This window comes from Kitasatospora sp. NPDC059722, assembly GCF_042733235.1.
Taxonomy (GTDB): Bacteria; Actinomycetota; Actinomycetes; order Streptomycetales; family Streptomycetaceae; genus Kitasatospora.
On the sequence record NZ_JBHWGD010000002.1, the window covers coordinates 203,623 to 224,170 of the forward strand.

The window sequence follows — 20,548 nt, forward strand, 5'->3', positions numbered from 1 at the left end:
TTTGTTTATTCCACCCCGCGCGCGCCCCACCCCCCCCCCCCCGGGCCCCCCGCCCCCCCCCCCCGCCCCGGGGGGGGGGCCGGGCCCCCGTTCGCGGGGCGGGGCCCGTCCGTGCCTAGCGGCGGATGCTCGGCTTCAGCTCCAGGAAGCGGGCGAGCAGGCCGTTGACGAAGGACGGGGAGTCGTCCGTGGAGAACTCCTTGGCGATCTCCACGGCCTCGTCCAGGACGACGGCGTCCGGGACGCCGTCCTCCCAGATCAGCTCGTAGGCGCCGAGCCGCAGGACGTTGCGGTCCACGATCGGCATCCGGTCGAGCGTCCAGCCCACCGAGTACTGGGAGATCAGGTCGTCGATCCGGCGCGCGTGCCGGACGTAACCCTCGATCAGCTCCATCGTGTACTCGGCGACCTGGGGGGTGCCCTCGTCGGGCTTGGGCTCGCGGGCGCGGGCCACCCAGTCGGCGAGGACCTGCTGCGGGTCGACCCCGCGGTGGTCGGCCTCGAAGAGGATCTGGAAGGCCCGGGTGCGGGCCTTGCTGCGTGCGGCCGACACGGACTTACTTCACCCGGCCGAGGTAGCTGCCGTCGCGGGTGTCGACCTTGACCTTCTCGCCGGTGACGACGAAGAGCGGGACCTGGATCTCGGCACCGGTCTCCAGCGTGGCCGGCTTGGTGCCACCGGTGGAGCGGTCGCCCTGGACGCCCGGCTCGGTGTGCGCGATGAGCAGCTCGACGGAGGTCGGGAGCTCGATGTAGAGCACCGCGCCCTCGTTGGTCGCGACGAGGGCCTCGAAGCCCTCCAGCAGGTAGTTGGCGGCGTCACCGACGACGGCCGGCTCGATGGTGAGCTGGTCGTAGGTGTCCATGTCCATGAACACGAAGTTCTCGCCGTCCTTGTACGAGAACTGCATGCCGCGCTTGTCGACGTTGGCGGTCTCGACCTTGGTGCCGGCGTTGAAGGTCTTGTCGACGACCTTGCCCGTCAGGACCTCCTTGAGCTTCGTACGCACGAAGGCCGGGCCCTTGCCGGGCTTGACGTGCTGGAACTCGACGACGGACCAGAGCTTGCCGCCCTCCAGCTTGAGGACCATGCCGTTCTTGAGATCGTTCGTGGAAGCCACGGGCGCACTTACTCCTGGATATAGCTGTCAAGGAACCAAGGGTCGCGTCCTGCCACCGGCGGCCCGGGGCCGCCGTCACAGGGCGAGGAGCTCCTTGGTGGTGATGGTGAGCAGCTCGGGCCCGCCCTCTTCGAGGGGGCGCACGACGAGCGTGTCCTCGATCCGGACCCCGCCCTTGCCCGGGATGTGTACCCCCGGACCGACGGTGACCGGTACGCGGCTGTCCAGTTTACCCATGTCCGCCGGACCGAGGCGCGGCGCCTCCCGCATCTCCAGCCCGATGCCGTGGCCCACCGGGTGCGGGGAGGCCTCGGAGTGGCCGGCCGCGTCCAGGATCTGCCGCGCCGCCCGGTCGGGTACGCACTGCTCCACGCCGGGTCCGAGCGCCTCCCGCCCGGCCCGCTGCGCCCGGAACACCAGCCGGTGCAGCTCCACCTGCCAGGGCGCGGGGGCGGCGCCGATCACGAAGGTCCGGGCGGTCGACACGCCGTACCCGCGGTACTGGGCGCCGAGCACCACGGTCAGGAAGTCGCCCTCCTCGACCCGGCGGTCGGTCGGCTGGTGGGCGGGCTGGCCGGAGTGGCTGCCGGTGCCGACCGAGACCGGGAAGGCCGCCCGGTCGGCACCGTGGTCGATCATCCGGCGCTCCAGCTCCATCGCCAGGTGCCGCTCGGTGCGGCCGACCAGGATCGACTCCAGCAGCTCGCCGAGCGCCTGGTCGGCGATCTCGGCGGCGATCCGCAGGTCGGCGATCTCGTGCTCGTCCTTGATCACCCGCAGCCGTTCGACGACCTGCCCCAGCTCGGCCAGCCGGACCCCCTCGGCCAGGCTCGCCACCGCGCGGTGGCGCAGGACGGTGAGGTCGTGCTCCTCCACCGCCATGGCGTGCACCCGCAGCCGGGAGGCCTCGGCCGCGGCCGCCAGCGCGGTGTCCGCCCCGGCCGGCACCGGGACCTGGGTGACGTCGGCGGCGATCAGGTGCTCCCCGGTGTCGTCCGGCGGCAGGTCGTCCGGCAGCGTCAGCAGCACCCGTTCCCTGGTGAGCAGCAAGGTCGCGCCGCAGGGGGCGCAGCCGGTCAGGTACCGCACGTTGGCCGGCCGGGTGATCAGCGCCGCATCGGCCCCGGCCGCACTGCAGTGCTCCCGCAGCCGCTCCCGCCGACCCGCGTACGCATCAGACATGCGTCGAGCCTACGAAGCCCGCCCCCGATCCGCCCGCCGAGAACCCCCGACGGGGGCGCGACCTTTACCTACCCGCGCCCCCGGCGGCGCCGTCACCCCCCTTCCGGATCGATGAGCCCCCTCCGGTAGGCGGGCACGAGGTGCTGCGGGACGAGCAGTTCCCGCCCGTTCACCGTGATCGGGACGAGTTTCGGCGCGCTCGCCTTCCACTGGGCCCGGCGGTGCCGCGTGTTGCTGCGGGACGTCTTGCGCTTGGGTACGGCCATCGGGGTCTCCTATCGGGTGGTGTACGGGAGCAGGGCCATCTCGCGGGCGTTCTTGATCGCCCGGGCCATCGCCCGCTGCTGCCGGACGGTCAGCCGGCTGACCCGGCGGCTGCGGATCTTGCCGCGATCGGAGACGAACTTCCGCAGGAGATCGGTGTCCTTGTAGTCGATGTACTCGATACCGGCTGTGACCAGCGGGTTGGGCTTGGGCCTCGGCGGGTTGAGTCGTTTACGCACAGTGATGATCCTCAGGCGACGGGGTCGAGCAGGTCGTGGAAGGCGTCGGGCAGCGCCTTCCAGCCGGATTCGCCGGCGGCGAGTTCGGCGTCGGTGAGCAGGCAGGAGTCGAGGAGGTGGGTGATCCCGTCCGTGTCCAGGCCCTCGGCCGTGAAGCTGAGCTGCTGCACGCGGTCGCCGTGGGCCGGGTGCCAGTCGAGGGCGGCGGCGGCCCGGCGCGCGGGCGGGTAGAGGTCCCAGGCCGCGTCGGGCAGCGCGGAGAGCCACGGCCCGCACTCCTCCACCGCGATGTTCGCCCCGGCCGCGTCCCACGCGAGCTCCCTCCTTGCCCGCCAGCGGGCAGGAGGGGCCCATGGTCGGGCCGGTTGGCCAGCCAGAAGCGGCCGCGGCTGCGCTGGGCCGCCGGGACGAGCAGTTCGAGCGCCTCGTGCAGTCGCTGCGGGTGCAGCGGCCTGCGGCGCTCCCACACCATCGTGGTGACCCCGCCCTCGTCGTGCTCCTGCGGCAGCAGCGCCAGCGCCGGGTTGACCCGGTCGCGGGCGGCCGCGACGTCGAAGCCGCCGAGCGCGGCCCGGGTGAGCGCACCGGTGGCGAGCCGCACGACGCGGGCGGTGGGGTGGAGCTGGCGGAGCATCGCGAGCCCCGGCGTGTGCGCGGTCGCGCGCGGGACGGCGAGGGTGGTCGCGTACTCGATCTGGTGGGCGAGGGCCTCCGCGCGGGTGCGGGGGTCCTCCGGTGCGGTGTGCTCGCCGTGCTCCACGAGGTCGTCGGAGACGGAGAGTTCGCTCGTGAGCCGGTCGGGGTCGACGGCGGCGACGACGCCCGCGAGCTCGACGGCCTCCGCCAGGGGCCGGCCGTCGACCTCGCCGCCGGCGATGACCTCGACGGCCGGGTGCGGATCGCTGCCGCCCCACAGTTCGACCACCGCGAGCCCGTGCCGTCCTTCGTCCGCGATGCGCAGCAGCCGGGGCAGCAGGTCCTCCCGCAGGGCGCAGCACGGGCAGTCGTTGAGCAGCGGTACGTCGGCCGGGTCGAACTCGCCGCCCGCGTCGCGCAGTCGGCGGTGGACGACGCCGCGGGAGGCGTCCCGCAGGTCGTGGTGGAGGACCACGGCGTCGACCGCGCCGCGCGCCAACTCCTCGACGGCACTGCGGCGGTGGTCGGCGTGCAGCCCGGCGACGACCACGACGGGCAGCCTGGTCCCGTCCGCGCCGCTCACCAGCTGGCCTTGCGGACGCCGGGCAGGTGGCCCGCGTGGGCGAGGGTGCGCAGATTGATCCGGGAGAGGCCGAAGGCGCCGACGTAACCGCGCGGGCGGCCGTCGACGGCGTCGCGGTTGCGGATCCGGGTGGCGCTGGCGTCGCGCGGCTGGCGGGCGAGTTCGGCCTGGGCGGCAGCGCGCTCGGCGGGGGCGGTGCCGGGGTGGGCGATCGTCCTCTTGAGCTCCGCGCGGCGCCCCGCGTAGTGGGCGACGGTCTCGCGCCGCCGTTCGTTCTTGGCGATCTTGCTCTGCTTCGCCATCAGACCTTCTCCCCCCGGGCGCGGATCCGGGCGACGGCGGCCTCGACCCCGATCGCGTCGATCGTGCGGATCCCCTTGGCGCTGAGCGTGAGCCGGACGTACCGGCCCTCGCCCGGCAGCCAGTAGCGCTTGCGCTGGATGTTGGGGTCGAAGCGCCGCGGGGTGCGGCGGTGCGAGTGCGAGATCGCGTTGCCGAAGCCCGGCCGGCGGCCGGTGAGCTGGCAGTGGGCGGACATGGGGGCTCCCAAAACGGTCCGGGAATGGGCGGGACGGAGGTCACGTTACACCAGATGAAAATGACATCCATTTCGGTGTACGGTTCCAGCCCGGCCCCGAACCGCCGCACCACCCGACCCCTCCGGAGGACCTCATGGCCCGCAGCGAACTGCGCCCCGTCATCAAGCTCCGCTCCACCGCCGGCACCGGCTACACCTACGTGACCCGCAAGAACCGCCGGAACGACCCGGACCGGATGGTGCTGCGCAAGTACGACCCGGTCGCGCGCGAGCACGTCGACTTCCGCGAAGAGCGCTGACCGAAGAGCGCCGGAACGAAGAACGTCGGAACGAAGAACGTCGGAACGAAGAACGTCGAACGAAGAGCGCTGATCCCCCGCCGAGGAGGCACCCCCATGAAGCCCGGAATCCACCCCGCCTACCGGCCCGTCGTCTTCCGCGACAAGGTCGGCGGCCTCTCCTTCCTCACCCGCTCGACGGTCACCAGCGACCGCACGGTCGAGTGGGAGGACGGCAACACCTATCCCGTCATCGACGTCGAGATCTCCTCGGCGAGCCACCCCTTCTACACCGGCCAGTCCCGCGTGCTCGACACCGCGGGCCGCGTCGAGCGCTTCCGCCAGCGCTACGGCGACCGGCACAGCTGACCCGGCGCAGCCGGCCCGGAACGCGCGCGACGGCGCCTCCCCACGGTGGGGAGGCGCCGTCGCGGCAGGCGTGCGGCAGGCGTGCGGCAGGCGTGCTCAGGAGCGTTCGGCGCCCCAGCGCTTCTCGACCCCGGCCAGCTTCCAGTACGCGATCGCCGCGGCCCAGACGACGACGAACAGCCCGGCGATCGCGTAGCCGACGTTGTCGAGCGAGATGTCCGCGATCCAGCCGGTGACCGGATCGGTCAGGTCCAGCTTCTCGTGCAGCACGCCGACCAGCTCGATCGTGCCGATGATGAACGCCACCGCGATCGACAGACCGGTGATCGTCAGGTTGTAGTACACCTTGCGCACCGGGTTGGAGAACGCCCACTGGTACGCGAAGTTCATGAACGTCCCGTCCAGCGTGTCGAACAGGCTCATCCCCGCCGCGAACAGCAGCGGCAGGCAGACGATCGCGTACCAGGGCAGCCCGGCGGCCGCGCCCGAGCCGGCCATCACCATCAGGGTCACCTCGGTCGCGGTGTCGAAGCCGAGGCCGAGCACCATGCCCACCGGGAACATCTGGCCGGGCCGGGTGATCGAGCGGGTCGCCCGGTTCAGCACCCGGGCCATGAAGCCGCGCGAGTTCAGGTGCTGCTCCAGCTCGGCCTCGTCGTACTGCCCGGCGCGCATCGCCCGGAACACCTTCAGGATGCCGAGCAGCGCCGCCAGGTTGAGCGCGCCGATCAGGTAGAGGAACGCGCCTGAGGCCGTCGTGCCGACCATGCCGAGCCACTGGTGGGTGGTCGACTCGTCGTCCATCAGCGTGTTCGCCAGCTGCGCGCCGCCCGCGACCAGGGCGGCCATGACGACCACCATCGACGAGTGCCCGAGGGCGAACCAGAAGCCCACCGAGACCGGCCGCTTGCCGTCGGCCATCAGCTTGCGGGTGGTGTTGTCGATCACCGCGATGTGGTCGGCGTCGAACGCGTGCCGCATGCCGAGCGTGTACGCCGTGATGCCGAGGCCCACCCCGAAGACCTGGGTGCCGACGGCGTAGTTGTGCGGCGCCACCAGGAAGACGAGGGTCCCGAACGCCACGACGTGCATGGCCAGGATCACCCCCATCAGCCCGGCGGTGCGGACGGTGTCCTCTCTCCTCCACCGGAAGGTGGGCAGCACGGCGGGCGCGGCCTCGGGGGCGGCGGTTTCGGGCAGGGTCATCTTCGGATCACGCTCCAGCACCTCGTGGAAAGACGTTCGTGAGATGCCGTGGCCGGTCTCCTGGCTGACGGGGCTCCCGTACCCGCCTTCCCAGGCGCGCGAAGCGCCCAGTGGCGTCTGGGTACGGGCGGACTCCCCCGATCACAGTGGCGAGGGCCGCTCCGGACTGGGACCCCTGAGGGTCCGTCACCGGTCTTCCCGAGCACCACGGCGGGGAACACCGTAGGGGTCCCGGGCCGACCCTTGCAAGGCTGCGCACCTACGCAGGTGTCCAGGATCACAGGTCGTGAGCTGCCAGAATGTCCGCATGCATCTCGTACCGGCCGACCGCGCGGGCCACCGCACCATCGACGGACACCGGGTCTGCGAGGCCATCGCCGCGATCGGCGACGCCGCGCACGTCCGCTCGTGGTCCGAGCGGTTCTCCCTGCTCGCCGACCCCGGGCGGCTCGCGATCCTGCTCGCCCTGCACCGCGCCGGACCGCTCGCCGTCACCGACCTCGCCGTCGCCACCGGCATGCGCGACCCGGCCGTCTCACAGGCCCTGCGGCTGCTGCGGACGGCCGGCGTGGTCACCGGGGACAAGGACGGACGCGTCGTGCGCTACCGGCTCGTCGACGAGAGCATGCGCCCCCTCCTCGACGAGTGCGCCGCGGCCGACCACGAGGAGCCAGCCGCCGCGGCGGGCTGACCTCCCGGGCCTGAATCACCGCGGGGAGCCGACCCGATGAGTACGATCATGGCGTGCCGACCCACCCCCACGCCTGGCCCGCCGACCGCTGGAACACCCGGCCGGTCAGGGCGCGCGTGCTGGCGGTCGCCCGCACCCTCACCTCCGCCACCCGGGTCCTCGACGTCCTCACCCTCCTGAACCGCGACGGCATCGAGCGCTACGCCACCGTCAACCCCGGCTCCGCCTTCGCCGACGGCCTCGACGACTACCTGCGCGGCCTGCCCGGCATCACCCTGCTGGACTGGGAGGACGCCGTCCGGCACCGCTTCGACCTGGCCGTCGCCTGCGCCGTCCACTCCTCGATGCACCGCCTCGACGCCCGGCTCGTCGTCCTCCCGCACGGCGCCGGCTACAACCGCCTGGTGACCGAGTCCACCGGCGACACCGTCAGCGCAGCCGGCCTCTCCCGCAACGAACTCACCCACCACGGCCGGGTCTTCGTCGACGTCCTCGGCCTCTCCCACCCGGAACAGCTCGACCGGCTGCGGGTCTCCTGCCCCGAGGCACTGGACGTCGCCCAGGTCGTCGGCGACCCGTGCTTCGACCGCATGCTCCGCAGCCTGCGTCTGCGCGACTCCTACCGGGCCGCCCTCGGCGCCGTCGACGGCCGGCGGCTCGTCGTCGTCAACTCCACCTGGAGCGAGCACTCGTTATTCGGCCGCCGCCCCGACCTGCCCCGACGCCTCGTCCGCCGGCTCCCCGCCGACGAGTACGCGGTCGCCGTCGTCCTCCACCCCAACATCTGGAACCGGCACGACCCCGAGGCCCTGCTCGACGACGCCCGGCGGATGGGCCTGCGCCTCGTCCCGCCCCACCAGGGCTGGCAGGCCGCCCTCGTCGCCGCCGACTGCCTGATCGGCGACCACGGCTCGGTGTCCGTCTACGGCGCCGCCCTGGAACGCCCCACCCTGCTCGTCGCCACCGGCGCCGCCGAACTCGACCCGCACTCCCCCAGCCACGCCTTCGGCCAGGCCGCCCCGGCGCTCGACCCGGACGGCGACCTCGCCGCCCAGCTCGAACAGGCCCTGCAGAAGCAGGACCCGGCCGCCCTGCGCCCGATCACCGACCGCTCCCTCGCCCGCCGCGGCCGCTCCGCCGAGGTGCTGCGCCCGCTGCTCTACTCCTTCCTGGACGGACTGGACGAACCGGACGACGAACCGCTCCTGCCGCCCTACCCCAAGCCGGTCCCCCGCCCCGGCACCCCCGAAGGCCCGACGGCCTACGACGTCGAGGCCGCGAGCGAGGGCACCGAGGTCAGCCTGCGGCGCTACCCCTTCGACCCCGGCGACCACACCCCGCGCGGCTTCCACGCCCTCACCGACGAACACCCGGGCGACGCCCTGCGCTACACCGCCGAGGTCCTCGCCCGGACCGAGACGCGCGCCGAACTCCCCGCCGGACGCTGGCTCGCCGACACCGCCGCCGCGCTCCCCGGCCTCGCCGTCGCGGTGGCCGCCCTCGGCCCGGCCCGCCACCTCGTCCGGCTGCGCACCGGCCTGCTGCTGGAAGCCCGCGCCGAACGGACCTGGGGCAGCGCCGAACCCCGCCTCGACCCGCTGCTCCTCGGCTCCGCCGTGGCGCACTGGCTCACCACCGGCGGCGACCCGGCCGGCCTCCCCGAGCACGGACTCACCATCCGCACCGGCGAACACCGCACCCGGGTCGCGTTCACCACCGGGCCGTAAGAGGACGTCCTAGTGCCACGGCACTAGCGTGCCTGCAGTTCCTGCAGCCGCTCCCGGCTGCGCGCCGCGAGCGCCGCGTCCCCCTGCTCCTCCGCGAGCTCGACGAGCAGCGTGTGCGCCTGCGCCTCCTTCGCGTACTGGCTCAGCCCGGCCGCCCGCCGCGCGCACTCGGCGGCGTCCGCGACCGCGAGGTCCAGCCGCCCCAGCGCGCGGTGGGCCCGGGCGCGCACCAGCGGGAGCTTCATCAGCATGTCGGTGTCCTCGGTGTCGACGGCCCTCGCGCGGGCCTCGTCGAGGACGGCCAGCGCCTCCTCCGCCCGGCCGTCCGCGATCAGCGCCTGCGCGACGTTGTAGCTCTGCACGATCTCGCCGTGGTCGTCGCCCCGGTTCTCCTCCAGGGCCAGCGTGAACCGCTCCACCGCCCGCGCCGTCCGCCCGTCGGCCAGGCACAGCAGCCCGTCCGTCTCGTACAGCACGCCCGCGAGCCGCCGGTCGGTCACCAGCGGCACCTGCTCCGCGGCGAGCGCCAACTGCTCGGCCGCGAGCGGGAACTCCCGCCGCTCGTAGTAGGCGCGGGCGAGCTGGTTGCGCATCCGGACGACGGCGTCGGGCTGGTTGTCCCACTGCGCCGACTCGACGCCGAGCCGGTGGGTGGCGATCAGGTCCTCGTAGTGCTTGCGGCCGTGGTACAGCGGCCACAGCGACTCGCAGAGCCGCCACACCTCGCCGTGCCACCCCTGCCCGGCCGCCGCCTCCACCACCGCGCGCAGGTCGGCCCGTTCGGCCTGGAACCACTCCAGGGCCGCCGCGTACGAGCCGAAGCCCGGCAGGTCGTCGCCGCTCGGCTCCTGCACCCGCAGCCGCGACCCCATCGCCCGGTCCGCCACCGACGCCCGGCCCCTGAAGTAGGCGACGGTCCCGGCCAGGAGCTCGGCCCGGCCGGGCAGTTCGCGCGCACGGGCGTGGGCGTGCGTCCGGACGACGTCGTGCGCCTGGAAGCGCTCCTCCGGGCCGTCGTCGACCACGACGTCCAGCAGGTGCGCGCCGCACAGCTCGTCCAGGGCCTCGTCCGCGTCCTCGACGCCCGTCGCCCCGGCCAGTTCGGCCGACACGAAGGGGCCGGGATGCACGCCGATCAGGTGGTAGAGCGCCCGGGCGGGCGCCGAGAGCCGCTCGTAGACCGGGTCGTAGGTCCGGCGGAGGTTCCCCTCGTCGTTGTTCAGAATGGCCAACTTGCTGTCCCAGTCCGCTAGTTCGGCCACCACCTGGCCCACCGAGAGGCGGCTCCGGCCCAGCAGCTGGCTCCCGACCGCGTTGAGGGCGAGCGGCAGCCCCGCGCACCGCTCCACGAGGGCCGCGACCTCACCGTCGGTGCCGCGCCCGGCGCTCAGCCAGCCGCGCACCAGGGCGGCGGCCGCCGTCTCGTCCAGCCGCTCCAGCCGCAGCACCTCGGCGCCGTCCATCCGCAGCGCGTCCAGGCGTTGCCGGCCCGCCGCCACCAGCAGCCCGCTCGTCGGCAGCAGAGCGCGGACCTCGGCGGCGTGCTCGACGTTGTCGAGGAAGACCAGACAGCGCTGCCCGGCGGTGGCCGTCCGGAACTCCCCGAACCGCTCCGCCTCCACGTCCGGCACACGGACCCCGAGGGCCCGCAGGAAACCCTCCAGCACCCCGGCGAGGTCCACCGCGGCCCCGTGCCGGTAGGCCTTGAGGTCGGCGTACAGGACACCGCCCGGGAACTGCGCCGCCTGTTCGGTGGCGAACTTCGCCACCAGCTCCGTCTTGCCGACGCCGGCCAGACCGGTGAAGACGACGATCGCCGGCCCGTCCCGCCCGGCCCGGCCCAGCGCACCCGTGAGAGCGGCGAGTTCGCGCTCGCGGTTGACGAAGGTCCGGCGGGGCGGTCGCACCTGATGCGGGATCCGGCGCTGCGGCTCCAGGTGGACCGTGACGTTTCCGCCCTGGATCACGTTCCCGTGCACCGTGCCCGAAACCCTGTTGGACACCTCGAAGCCGTCCACCCGTCCGCTCCCTCCGCCGGCCCGGGCCCAGCCTACGGCGTGCCGGCCCCCGCCACCTGAATCCGGCTCAGGCCGCCTGGCAGGTCGGGCACCAGAACAGGTTGCGCGCCGCGTGCGACTCCGTCCGCACGTCCGTGCCGCAGACCAGGCAGGGCATCGCGGCGCGGCGGTAGACGTAGACCTCGCCGCCGTGGTCGTCCACGCGCGGCGGCCGGCCCATCGCCTCGGGGGTGTGCTCGGGCCGGACGGTGTCGATGCGGCCCGCGCCGACGCCCTCGCGCATCAGCCCGACGAGGTCCGCCCAGATCGCGTCCCACTCGGCCCGGGTGAGGTCCCGGCCGGCCCGGTGCGGGGCGATGCCGTGCCGGAAGAGCACCTCGGCGCGGTAGACGTTGCCCACCCCGGCCAGCACCTTCTGGTCCATCAGCAGGGCCGCGACCGTCGTCCGGCTGGCCGATATCCGGCGCCAGGCGGCGTCCGGGTCGGCGTCGGCGCGCAGCGGGTCCGGGCCGAGGCGCGCGGCGACGGCGGCCTTCTGCGCGCCGGTGACCAGCGCGCAGGTGTTGGGGCCGCGCAGGTCGGCGTGGGCGTCGTCGTTCTCCAGGCGCAGCCGGATCAGCCCGACGGGCTCCGGGGCGGGCCCGGCGCCGAAGGCGAAGCCGCCGTAGAGGCCGAGGTGCACGTGGACCCACGCGCCCTCCTCGAAGCCGAGGAAGAGGTGCTTGCCGACGGCCTCCGCCCCGACCAGGACCTGCCCGTCGATCAGCTTGGCGTCGTCGGCGAAGCGGCCCTGCGGGCTGGACACCCGGACGGGACGGCCGCCGAAGGCCGTGGTGTTCTCGGCCGCGAGGCGGTGGATGATGTGGCCTTCCGGCACGGGCTCGGCTCCCCTGGGACGGATCAACTCGACCCGTCCATCATCGCAGCCGCCCCCGACATCCCCGCGATCCCGCAGGTCGGCGGCCCGGCCGGCTCAGCGGACCGGCATCCCCGTGAGCCGGGCCAGGATCACCCGGTCCAGCTCGGCGGCCGTCGCGGCGACGTCCAGGTGCGAGTTGTCGATGATCGGCAGCCCGGAGTTGTACCAGCCGGCCATCCGCCCGTGGATGCGGGCGACCTCCTCGTCGCCCAGCCGCCGGTTGCCGCTGCGCCGGGCGTTGCGGCCGAGCACCGAGTCGAGGCTGGGCAGCAGCACGACGGGCAGCATGCCGGGGCCGATGTGCCGCTTCCAGCCGCCGAGGCCGATGGCCGGGCGGTCGGGGAAGACGGCGTCGTCGATGATGCAGGAGATGCCGTTGGCGAGGTAGTTGCGGCAGGCGAAGCCGCAGGTGCGGCGGGCCAGCCGGTACTGGGCCTCGGAGGCGTTGTTCCAGCCGGACTGCGGGTTGGCGAAGCCGGACTGCACCCACTCCCGGACGTCGTCCAGGCTGATGTGCGCGGTCGGGGTGTGCCGCCGCTCGGCCCAGTACCGGGCGACGGTGGTCTTGCCGGCGCCGGCGGGCCCGATCAGCAGGACGGCGATCGGCCCGGCGGGCGCGTGCCGCTGCGGCGGGTGGGCCGGGAGCTGGACGGGCGCGCCGGAGGGCAGGACGAAGTGCCCGGTGGCCCCGGCCGGCATCGGCGCGGTGGGCGCGGGAGCCGGCGCCGGGGCCGGAGCCGCGGGCACCGGCGCGGGCGGAATCGGTGGCGGAACGCGCCCGCCGAACGGCACCGGTCCGGGGGACGAAACGGCCGTCACGGCCCCGGCGGCCGGCCGGACCGGCGGAGCGACGGGATGAGGCGGCACCTGCCCACCCCCGGCGTACTGCGTCACGGTCACCTCCCGACTTCTCCCAGCGGGGACACTACACGGCGGCCCGGCGACGGGCACAGTCCGCCGCCGGGCCGCCGCCCGCCCTCGGGCCGGCCGGAACGCACGGCACCGGCCCGGCCCGTCCGACCGGCCGTCAGCGCGTGGTGAGCTGCTCCGCCAGGGCGCGCAGGGCGAGTTCGTACGAGCCGAGCCCGAACCCGGCGATGGTGCCGGAGGCGACGGCGGCGATGACCGAGGTGTGCCGGAAGGCCTCGCGCGCGTACGGGTTGGAGATGTGCACCTCGATGAGCGGCGCGGTGCGCTGCGCGGCCGCGTCCCGCATGGCGTACGAGTAGTGCGTGAACGCGCCCGGGTTGATCACCACGGGCACCTTGCCGTCGGCCGCCTCGTGCAGCCACTCGACCATCCGCTGCTCGGAGTTGGTCTCGTGGACCTCGACCTCGAAGCCGAACTCCGCGCCGAGCGCCGTGCAGCGCTCGACCAGCCCGGCGTACGAGGTGGCACCGTAGACGTCCGGCTCACGGCTGCCGAGGCGTCCGAGGTTGGGGCCGTTGAGCACCATGACCCTGGTCACGCCGAGACCTCCGCGTAGGCGGCGACGAGCAGGGACGGGTCGGGGCCCTCCAGGACGGAGGTCTTGCCGAGGCCGTCCAGGACGATGAAGCGGATCAGGTCGCCGCGCGACTTCTTGTCGATCTTCATGGCGTCCAGCAGCTTCGGCCAGGCGTCCGCCCGGTAGGTCAGCGGCAGGCCGACGGAGGCCAGCACGGCGCGGTGCCGGTCGGCCGTCTCGTCGTCCAGCCGCCCGGCCAGGCGGCCAAGTTCGGCGGCGTAGACCATGCCGATGGAGATCGCGGCGCCGTGCCGCCACTTGTAGCGCTCGTTGCGCTCGATGGCGTGGCCGAGGGTGTGGCCGTAGTTGAGGATCTCCCGCTGACCGGACTCCTTGAGGTCGCCGGAGACCACGTCGGCCTTGACCTGGATGGCGCGCCGGATCAGCTCGACGGTGTGCGGTCCGGCCGGCGTCTTGGCGCCCTCCGGGTCGGCCTCGATCAGGTCGAGGATCGCCGGGTCGGCGATGAAGCCGCACTTGATGACCTCGGCGAGGCCGGAGACGTAGTCGTGCTTGGGCACGGTCTCCAGCGTGCCGAGGTCGGCCAGGACGCCCACCGGCGGGTGGAAGGCGCCGACCATGTTCTTGCCCTCGGCGATGTTGATGCCGGTCTTGCCGCCGACGGCCGCGTCGACCATGCCGAGCAGCGTGGTCGGCATCGACACCCAGCGCACGCCGCGCAGCCAGGTCGCGGCGACGAACCCGGCCAGGTCGGTGGTGGCACCGCCGCCGAGGCCGACGACGACGTCGCTGCGGGTGAACCCGGTCTGTCCGAGCACCGACCAGCAGTACGCGGCGACCTCGGCGCTCTTCGCCTCCTCGGCGTTGGGCACCTGGAGCGCGATCGCCTCGTAGCCCTCGGCGGCCAGGTCCTCGCGGACGGCGTCGGCGGTGGCGGCCAGCGCCTCGGGGTGGATGAGCGCGACCCGCTTGGCCCGGGGTCCGATCAGCGGCGCCAGCTCGCCGAGCAGCTGGTGCCCGATCAGCACGTCGTACGGGTCGTGGCCGGCGCTGCCGCCGACGTGAATCCTGACGATGTCAGTCATGGGTGGTCTTCAGCTCCAGTGCTTCCAGTACGGCGTCCGCGACTTGCTCGGGGGTGCGGCCCGCGGTGTCGACGACGGCGGTGGCCACCTCCAGGTAGAGGGGGCGGCGGGCGTCCATCAGCTCGCGCCAGCGGGCCCGCGGGTTGACGGCCAGCAACGGCCGCGGGGCGTCCAGCCCGACCCGCTTGACGGCGTCGCCGAGCGGGACCTCCAGGAACACCACGGGCAGCTCGCGCAGCAGCGCGCGGGTGGCCTCGGCCATCACCGCGCCGCCGCCGAGCGCGAGCACCCCGTCGTGGCCCTCGGCGGCCGCGCGCACCGCGCGGCCCTCCAGCTCGCGGAAGTGCGGCTCGCCCTCGTCGATGAAGATCTCGGGGATCGGCTTGCCGGCCAGCACCTCGATGTCGGCGTCGGTGTCGCGGAAGCCGACGCCCAGGCGCTCGGCCAGGGCCCGCCCGACCGTGGACTTGCCGCTGCCGGGCGGGCCGACCAGAACGACGACAGGCCGGATCATCGGATGATCAGGTGGTCGAGGTAGCCCTGCACGTTGCGGCGCGTCTCCGAGACGTGGTCGCCGCCGAACTTCTCGTTCACCGCGTCGGCCAGCACCAGCGCGACCATCGCCTCCGCGACGATGCCCGCGGCGGGCACCGCGCAGACGTCGGAGCGCTGGTGATGCGCCTTGGCCGGCTCACCCGTACGCACGTCCAGCGTCTGCAACGCCCGCGGCACCGTCGCGATCGGCTTCATCGCCGCACGCACCCGCAGCAGCTCGCCCGTCGACAGACCGCCCTCGGTGCCGCCGGAGCGGCCGGAGGTGCGCTTCACGCCGTCGGCGGTCGGGACGATCTCGTCGTGCGCCTTCGAACCCGGCACCCGCGCCAGCTCGAAACCGTCCCCGACCTCCACACCCTTGATCGCCTGGATCCCCATCAGCGCGGCCGCCAGCCGCGCGTCCAGCCGCCGGTCCCAGTGCACGTGCGAGCCCAGGCCCACCGGCACCCCGTACGCCAGCACCTCGACCACACCACCGAGCGTGTCACCGTCCCGGTGCGCCTGATCGATCTCCGCGACCATCGCCTTCGACGCATCCGCGTCCAGGCACCGCACCGGATCCGCGTCCAGCCGCGCCTCGTCCGACGGCACCGGCAGCACACCGGCCGGCGCCTTCGCCGCGGCCAGCTCCACCACGTGGCTGACGATCTCGATCCCGCACGTCTCCCTCAGGTACGCGCGGGCCACCGCGCCCAGCGCGACCCGGGCCGCCGTCTCACGGGCACTCGCCCGCTCCAGGATCGGACGGGCCTCCTCGATCGAGTACTTCTGCATGCCCGCCAGATCCGCGTGGCCCGGACGCGGACGCGTCAGCGCCTCGTTGCGGGCCAGCCCCGCCAGCACCTCGGGATCGACCGGGTCGGCCGACATGACCTGCTCCCACTTCGGCCACTCCGTGTTGCCGACCATGACCGCCACCGGGCTGCCCATGGTCAGGCCGTGCCGGACACCGCCGAGGAACGTCACCTCGTCCTGCTCGAACTTCATCCGCGCGCCGCGACCGTAACCGAGCCGGCGACGCGCCAGCGCGTCGGCCACCACGGCGGTGGTGACCGGTACACCAGCGGGCAGGCCCTCCAGCGTCGCGACCAGTGCGGGGCCGTGCGACTCCCCCGCCGTCAGCCAGCGCAACGTACCCAACGGAGCTCCTTCATCAGCGGGCCGGCCCACGGGCCGCCCCGGGCGTGCCTTCTGACCGAATCCTTTCATGTCCCGAGGTCACCCGGGGGCGTGGTCCGCGTGACGGACGGCGACCGGCCGCCCAGCGGGACGGACGGGACCGACCGGGACGAGGGCGTGTCTTTCGGATCAGGCCGGGACAAGCCGGACGGCGGCCTCGTACCCGCCGCCTCAGCGCCTGGAGAGCGCCTTCTCCCCCGCCTCGCGCATCGCCGCGAGCGGCCCCGGCGTCCGCCCCGTGAAGGCCTCGCTCTGCAGCACCGCCTGGTGCACGAGCAGGTCGAGCCCGCCCAGGACGGTGGCCCCGCGCCCGGCGCACTCGGCCGCCAGCGCCGTCGGCCAGGGGTGGTAGAGCACGTCGAACAGCGCCCCGGGCTCGGCGGGCAGCGCCGCGACGAACCCGTCCGTCGAGCCGGCCGGCGTCGTGGAGACGGTGAGCGGCTGCGCCAGCGCCTCCGCGCCGTGCTCCCAGTCGGCCGTCCGCACGACGACGCCGAGCCGCTCCCCGAGCTCGGCCATCTCCCGGGCCCGCTCGGCACTGCGCACGTAGACCGTCACCTCGCCGGTGCAGATCTGCGCCAGCGCGGCCAGCGCGGAGGACGCCGTGGCCCCCGCGCCCAGCACCGCCGCGCCGGGCACCTCGGTGATGCCGCGCTCGCGCAGCGCGTTCACCAGGCCGCGGACGTCGGTGTTGTCGCCGGTGCGCCGTCCGTCTGCGGTGAACACCACCGTGTTCACCGCGTCCACCGCGCGCGCCGTCGCGCTGACCTCGTCGAGCAGCGGGATGACCGCCCGCTTCAGCGGCATGGTCAGCGACAGGCCCGCCCACTGCGCCTCGTCCAGCCCGGCGACGAAGCCGGGCAGGGCGGCCTCGTCCAGCTCGAACCGGTCGTAGCGCCAGCCGTCCAGCCCGAGCGCCGCGAAGGCGGCCCGGTGCAGGTCCGGCGAGAGCGAGTGGGCGATCGGCGAGCCGAGGACGGCGGCCCGGTGTTTGGTGGTCAACGCAGCTTCTCCGTGGGCGGGTTACCGGTGCGGGCTACTTGGTGGTGCAGTGGCCGCGGGCCTCGTCGAAGTTCTGGCCGGCCGACTGGCAGTACTCCTTGACGTTGGCGTAGTGCTCCTTGGCCGTCTCGGCGAAGCGGGTCTCGGTCTGGGACATCGCGATGAAGTACAGCCACTTGCCGTCCGCCGGGTGCAGCACCGCATTGATCGCCTCGTCGCCGGGGTTGGAGATCGGCGTCGGCGGCAGGCCGGGGTTGAGGTAGGTGTTGTACTTGTTGGACGCGTTGTCCATGTCCTGCTTGTTGAGGTCCTTGCGGCCCAGCGAGTACTGCAGCGTGGTGTCCATGCCGAGGCGGTGGTGGGTCTCGGGCTCGTTGGCCAGGCGGTTCTGGATGGTCTTGGCCATCTTCGCGAAGTCCGCCGGGTTGTTGCCCTCGCGCTGCAGGATGCTCGCCTCGATGAGCACCTCGTAGCCGTTCTTCAGCCCCACCGAGGCGGCCTGGCCGTCCAGGTTGGCGTACTTGTCGGTGGCGGTCTTCACCATCTGCTTGAGCAGGTCCTCGGGCTTCATGCCGTCGGCGATGTTGTAGCGCGTCGGCCACAGGAAGCCCTCGACGTTGCCCTGCGCGTACGCGGGCAGCCCGAGGGTGTTGACCTGGGCCTTGGCCACGTTCGCCGTGGTGCCCGGCGCCAGCTTCAGCTTGGTGTCGATCATGGTGTAGATCTCGGAGGAGTTCTTGCCCTCCGGGAACACGATCGCCGCGCCGCCCGCCTGCGCGAGGAGTTCCTTGAGCGCGTCGGCGGCCGGCATCTCCTTCTTCAGCGTGTAGAAGCCCGGCTGCACGGTCGTGCACTTCGGCTCGGCGTCACAGGCCTTGCTGTACGCGTCGACGCTCTTGACCACGCCGGCGTTCTTGAGCGCGAGGCCGACCTGCGCGCCGACCGCGCCCGGCTTGACCTCGACCTGGACGGAGCCGGTGCCGTCGCCCGCGAAGTCCGGCGGCGGGCCGAAGTGGTCCTTGTAGAAGCCGTAGCCCCACCAGCCGGCCCCGGCCATGGCCCCGACCAGGACGAGGGCGACCACCAGGCAGGCACCGCTGTTGCGGCGGCCCGACTTCTTGCCCTTCTCCTTGCGCTTCTTCTGCGCCTCGCGGGAGACGTCCTCCTCGCCGAGGAAGCCGGCCTGCCCGATCTCGCCGTCCTCCTCGGGGTACGCGCCGTCCCCGTGGTGGCCGTCGTCGGAGTGGCCCTCCTCGAAGTGGTCGTCCCACTCCTCCCCGGCGGGCTCGTGCCCCGCCGCCGGAGCGGCACCGGCCTCCAGCGCGGCGGCCTCGGCCTCCCAGTCGATCCCGTCCGGCCCGGGCCCGGAGACGGGCTCGGCCTGCTGCGGTACGGGCTGCGCCGCCCGCTGCGGAGCCTGGGGCCGCATCTGCTGCGGGGGCGTCTGCTGCTGCACCGGGGCCTGCTGCATCGGGGCCTGCGGCATCTGCTGCTGGTACTGCCCCTGCTGCGGGTGCTGGCCCTGCTGGGGATACTGGCCCTGCTGCTGCGGATACTGCCCCTGTTGCGGGACGCCCTGCTGCGGAAAGCCCTGCTGACCCATCTGCTGCTGGTACTGCCCCTGCTGGGGGTACTGGCCCTGCTGGGGATACTGCCCCTGCTGCTGGTACTGCTCCTGGCCGCCCGGGTAGCCCTGGCCGTACCCCTGCTGCTGGAAGCCCTGCGGGTCCTGGAAACCCTGCTGGCCCATGCCCTGCTGACCCATGCCCTGCTGGGCCATCTGCTGCTGGTACTGCTCCTGCTGCGGGTAGCCCTGCTGGCCCATATGCTGCTGGGCCGTCTGCTGCCACTGGCCGTCCTGCTGTCCGCCGTAGGCGGGATCACCGGGGTGCCACGGCTCGGCGCCCTGGGGGCCGTAGCCCCGACCCAGATCGGTCATTGATCCCCTTACCCGACGGAGACGACCGGCGGATCGGACCGGCCGCGCGGGACGGCGTCCCGGCTGATTCTCGAACCGGCGTGCTAGCGCAACGCCTGGGAGGAGACGTTACCGTACCGCAGACATACCGCCGTAAAGGCGAAACCTCCGTCAGTGCCCGCCCTGACCTGCCGGGGCTCCGCCCGGCTGGGAGGCCGTCGCCGGGGTGGGCGTGCCGGAGGCCGCGGCCGAGGCACTCGACTGCGCCGCCCGGTAGGCGTTGAAGTCCGCCACGTTGTGCTGCTGGACGTCGAAGCTGTCGGTGAAGCGGGTGTCGCCCGGCTTCACGGTGACGAAGTACAGCCAGTCGCCGGGTGCCGGGTCCAGCGCGGCCATGACGGCCTGGCGCCCGGGGTTGGAGATCGGCGACGGCGGCAGCCCGGCGTGCAGGTAGGTGTTGTAGGGCGAGTCCAGCCGGGTGTCGGTCACCGTGGTGTTCAGGGTGGAGCGGCCGAGCGCGTAGTTGATCGTCGAGTCGAGCTGGAGCGGCATGTTCCTGGCCAGCCGGTTGTAGATCACCCGCGCGACCTTGCTCATGTCCTCGGAGTTGTCGGCCTCGCCCTGGACCATGCTCGCCACCGTGACCAGGCCGTACAGGCTCTGGCCGAGGGTCTGGGCGACGACGTTGGCGTCGTCCCGGGAGTACTCCTTGCCGGCCCGGTCGACCATCTGCTTCAGCAGGTCGACGGCGGTGGTCCCGTCCGTGACGCTGTACGTCGCGGGGAAGAGGTAGCCCTCCGGGCTGCCGTTGGCGAAGTCCGGCAGGCCCAGCTCGGCGCCCTGCTCCTGCGCGGTGCGCTGGGTGGTGCCGGCCGGGAGGTTCAGCTTCTTGTCGATCGCCGTGAAGATCTGGTAGCCGCGCCAGCCCTCGGGAATGGTGAGGCCGTTGGCGTTGGCCGGGTCGATCAGGATCGCCAGCGCCGCCGCGGCCGACATCTTCTGCTTCAGCGTGTACGTGCCCGGCTGGATCCGCCCGGCCGCCGCCGCGCTGCCCTTGGCCGCCCGGGTGAAGGCCAGCGAGCTGGCGACGACGCCGTTGCGCACCAGCGCCGACGCGATCTGCGACAGGCCCGCGCCCTCCGGTACCGAGACCTGGACGTCCCCGGCACCCTGCCCCGCGTAGTCGGCGGCGGCCGGCGGCTTGCGCTGGCCCTGCACCCAGGTCCACCCGGCGAGCCCGGCCCCGCCGAAGACGGCCACCAGGGCGAGCGCGGTGAGCCCGCAGGCCAGTCCGTTACGCCATCGGTGGGGATCCGGTGCATCGGGGCGCGGACGGGGCGCGCCCGGCGGACGGCCCTCCGGTTCCAGCACCGGCGCACCGAGATGGCCGGGCGTGAGACCCGGGTGGAAGTCCTGGTCGGTCATGGCGCGCGCCCCCTCGTCGGTCCCGGAAGAAACGAGAGGGGTGGGGGGGGGGCGGGGGGCGCGGGCCCACAGCCACGGGGGAGGTAATTTAGGGGGGTCGCCGCGCCCCCTCCCAGGGCGCCCCGGGGGCGGGGGGCGGGCGCAG

General features: G+C 73.4%; 22 protein-coding genes, 1 pseudogene and 1 riboswitch. Of the genes and pseudogenes, 4 read left to right on the forward strand and 19 right to left on the reverse strand.

Annotated features, from left to right (window positions below; translation table 11 throughout):
- Nucleotides 1–115 precede the first annotated feature (115 nt).
- The 8 genes and pseudogenes from nusB to rpmB all read right to left on the reverse strand — a co-directional run bounded on the left by nusB (nucleotide 116) and on the right by rpmB (nucleotide 4,563).
- A complete protein-coding gene (gene nusB / locus ACFV4F_RS02175; protein ID WP_380446300.1) occupies nucleotides 116–553 on the reverse strand; it encodes a transcription antitermination factor NusB in 438 nt (145 codons plus the stop codon).
- A 4-nt stretch (nucleotides 554–557) separates the two neighbouring features.
- Nucleotides 558–1,121 carry an elongation factor P gene (gene efp, locus ACFV4F_RS02180; RefSeq protein ID WP_380446299.1) on the reverse strand — a complete coding sequence of 188 codons (564 nt, stop codon included), beginning with the start codon at nucleotides 1,119–1,121 and terminating at the stop codon, nucleotides 558–560.
- Between the two features lie 75 nt (nucleotides 1,122–1,196).
- Nucleotides 1,197–2,303, reverse strand: a complete 1,107-nt coding sequence (locus ACFV4F_RS02185; RefSeq protein ID WP_380446298.1) for a M24 family metallopeptidase — start codon at nucleotides 2,301–2,303, stop codon at nucleotides 1,197–1,199.
- A 92-nt stretch (nucleotides 2,304–2,395) separates the two neighbouring features.
- The gene (rpmF, locus tag ACFV4F_RS02190) at nucleotides 2,396–2,569 is read right to left on the reverse strand and encodes a 50S ribosomal protein L32 (RefSeq protein WP_380446297.1); all 174 of its coding nucleotides are present in this window, start codon (nucleotides 2,567–2,569) and stop codon (nucleotides 2,396–2,398) included.
- A 9-nt stretch (nucleotides 2,570–2,578) separates the two neighbouring features.
- The gene (gene rpsR / locus ACFV4F_RS02195; protein ID WP_380446315.1) at nucleotides 2,579–2,812 is read right to left on the reverse strand and encodes a 30S ribosomal protein S18; all 234 of its coding nucleotides are present in this window, start codon (nucleotides 2,810–2,812) and stop codon (nucleotides 2,579–2,581) included.
- Between the two features lie 5 nt (nucleotides 2,813–2,817).
- Nucleotides 2,818–4,025, reverse strand: a pseudogene (locus ACFV4F_RS02200) (CobW family GTP-binding protein).
- A complete protein-coding gene (gene rpsN, locus ACFV4F_RS02205; RefSeq protein ID WP_380500131.1) occupies nucleotides 4,022–4,327 on the reverse strand; it encodes a 30S ribosomal protein S14 in 306 nt (101 codons plus the stop codon). Before rpsN ends, ACFV4F_RS02200 begins: the two are co-directional and overlap by 4 nt.
- Nucleotides 4,327–4,563, reverse strand: coding sequence for a 50S ribosomal protein L28 (gene rpmB, locus ACFV4F_RS02210; RefSeq protein ID WP_380446295.1), 237 nt, complete (start codon nucleotides 4,561–4,563; stop codon nucleotides 4,327–4,329). Before rpmB ends, rpsN begins: the two co-directional genes overlap by 1 nt.
- A 134-nt stretch (nucleotides 4,564–4,697) precedes the next feature.
- On the opposite strand from rpmB, the gene rpmG reads away from it, so the two are divergent.
- Entirely contained in the window at nucleotides 4,698–4,862 is a 165-nt protein-coding gene (gene rpmG / locus ACFV4F_RS02215) for a 50S ribosomal protein L33 (protein WP_363648209.1), read from the forward strand.
- A gap of 96 nt (nucleotides 4,863–4,958) precedes the next feature.
- Nucleotides 4,959–5,210, forward strand: coding sequence for a type B 50S ribosomal protein L31 (locus tag ACFV4F_RS02220; protein ID WP_380446294.1), 252 nt, complete (start codon nucleotides 4,959–4,961; stop codon nucleotides 5,208–5,210).
- Nucleotides 5,211–5,306: 96 nt separating this feature from the next.
- On the opposite strand, the gene ACFV4F_RS02225 is transcribed toward ACFV4F_RS02220, so the two are convergent.
- Complete coding sequence (locus ACFV4F_RS02225; protein WP_380446293.1) at nucleotides 5,307–6,416, reverse strand: HoxN/HupN/NixA family nickel/cobalt transporter; 1,110 nt, start codon at nucleotides 6,414–6,416, stop codon at nucleotides 5,307–5,309.
- A 32-nt stretch (nucleotides 6,417–6,448) separates the two neighbouring features.
- A riboswitch (cobalamin riboswitch) is annotated at nucleotides 6,449–6,641 on the reverse strand.
- Between the two features lie 82 nt (nucleotides 6,642–6,723).
- Here ACFV4F_RS02225 and ACFV4F_RS02230 point away from each other — a divergent pair.
- Both ACFV4F_RS02230 and ACFV4F_RS02235 read left to right on the forward strand, forming a co-directional pair.
- Nucleotides 6,724–7,107: an ArsR/SmtB family transcription factor gene (locus ACFV4F_RS02230; protein WP_380446292.1), complete on the forward strand. Its 384-nt coding sequence runs from the start codon at nucleotides 6,724–6,726 to the stop codon at nucleotides 7,105–7,107.
- Between the two features lie 53 nt (nucleotides 7,108–7,160).
- The gene (locus tag ACFV4F_RS02235; protein ID WP_380500133.1) at nucleotides 7,161–8,834 is read left to right on the forward strand and encodes a hypothetical protein; all 1,674 of its coding nucleotides are present in this window, start codon (nucleotides 7,161–7,163) and stop codon (nucleotides 8,832–8,834) included.
- A gap of 23 nt (nucleotides 8,835–8,857) precedes the next feature.
- Here ACFV4F_RS02235 and ACFV4F_RS02240 read toward each other — a convergent pair whose 3' ends face one another.
- The 10 genes from ACFV4F_RS02240 to mltG (ACFV4F_RS02285) form a co-directional block, all read right to left on the reverse strand.
- Complete coding sequence (locus ACFV4F_RS02240) at nucleotides 8,858–10,852, reverse strand: AAA family ATPase (protein ID WP_380500134.1); 1,995 nt, start codon at nucleotides 10,850–10,852, stop codon at nucleotides 8,858–8,860.
- A 67-nt stretch (nucleotides 10,853–10,919) separates the two neighbouring features.
- Complete coding sequence (locus tag ACFV4F_RS02245; protein ID WP_380500135.1) at nucleotides 10,920–11,729, reverse strand: Fpg/Nei family DNA glycosylase; 810 nt, start codon at nucleotides 11,727–11,729, stop codon at nucleotides 10,920–10,922.
- A gap of 96 nt (nucleotides 11,730–11,825) precedes the next feature.
- Nucleotides 11,826–12,671, reverse strand: a complete 846-nt coding sequence (locus ACFV4F_RS02250; RefSeq protein WP_380448934.1) for an AAA family ATPase — start codon at nucleotides 12,669–12,671, stop codon at nucleotides 11,826–11,828.
- Between the two features lie 127 nt (nucleotides 12,672–12,798).
- The gene (gene aroQ, locus ACFV4F_RS02255) at nucleotides 12,799–13,227 is read right to left on the reverse strand and encodes a type II 3-dehydroquinate dehydratase (protein WP_380448942.1); all 429 of its coding nucleotides are present in this window, start codon (nucleotides 13,225–13,227) and stop codon (nucleotides 12,799–12,801) included.
- A gap of 8 nt (nucleotides 13,228–13,235) precedes the next feature.
- Nucleotides 13,236–14,324 (reverse strand): 3-dehydroquinate synthase, encoded by a 1,089-nt coding sequence (gene aroB, locus ACFV4F_RS02260; protein WP_380448936.1) that lies wholly within the window; start codon nucleotides 14,322–14,324, stop codon nucleotides 13,236–13,238.
- Nucleotides 14,317–14,838, reverse strand: a complete 522-nt coding sequence (locus ACFV4F_RS02265; protein WP_380448938.1) for a shikimate kinase — start codon at nucleotides 14,836–14,838, stop codon at nucleotides 14,317–14,319. The genes aroB and ACFV4F_RS02265 overlap by 8 nt, the downstream gene beginning before the upstream one ends.
- Nucleotides 14,835–16,019 (reverse strand): chorismate synthase, encoded by a 1,185-nt coding sequence (gene aroC / locus ACFV4F_RS02270; RefSeq protein ID WP_380500136.1) that lies wholly within the window; start codon nucleotides 16,017–16,019, stop codon nucleotides 14,835–14,837. Before aroC ends, ACFV4F_RS02265 begins: the two co-directional genes overlap by 4 nt.
- A 210-nt stretch (nucleotides 16,020–16,229) precedes the next feature.
- Nucleotides 16,230–17,060, reverse strand: coding sequence for a shikimate dehydrogenase (locus tag ACFV4F_RS02275; protein ID WP_380500138.1), 831 nt, complete (start codon nucleotides 17,058–17,060; stop codon nucleotides 16,230–16,232).
- 34 nt (nucleotides 17,061–17,094) lie between these two features.
- Complete coding sequence (mltG, locus tag ACFV4F_RS02280) at nucleotides 17,095–18,999, reverse strand: endolytic transglycosylase MltG (protein ID WP_380500139.1); 1,905 nt, start codon at nucleotides 18,997–18,999, stop codon at nucleotides 17,095–17,097.
- A 150-nt stretch (nucleotides 19,000–19,149) separates the two neighbouring features.
- Nucleotides 19,150–20,403, reverse strand: coding sequence for an endolytic transglycosylase MltG (gene mltG, locus ACFV4F_RS02285; RefSeq protein ID WP_380500140.1), 1,254 nt, complete (start codon nucleotides 20,401–20,403; stop codon nucleotides 19,150–19,152).
- Nucleotides 20,404–20,548 lie beyond the last annotated feature (145 nt).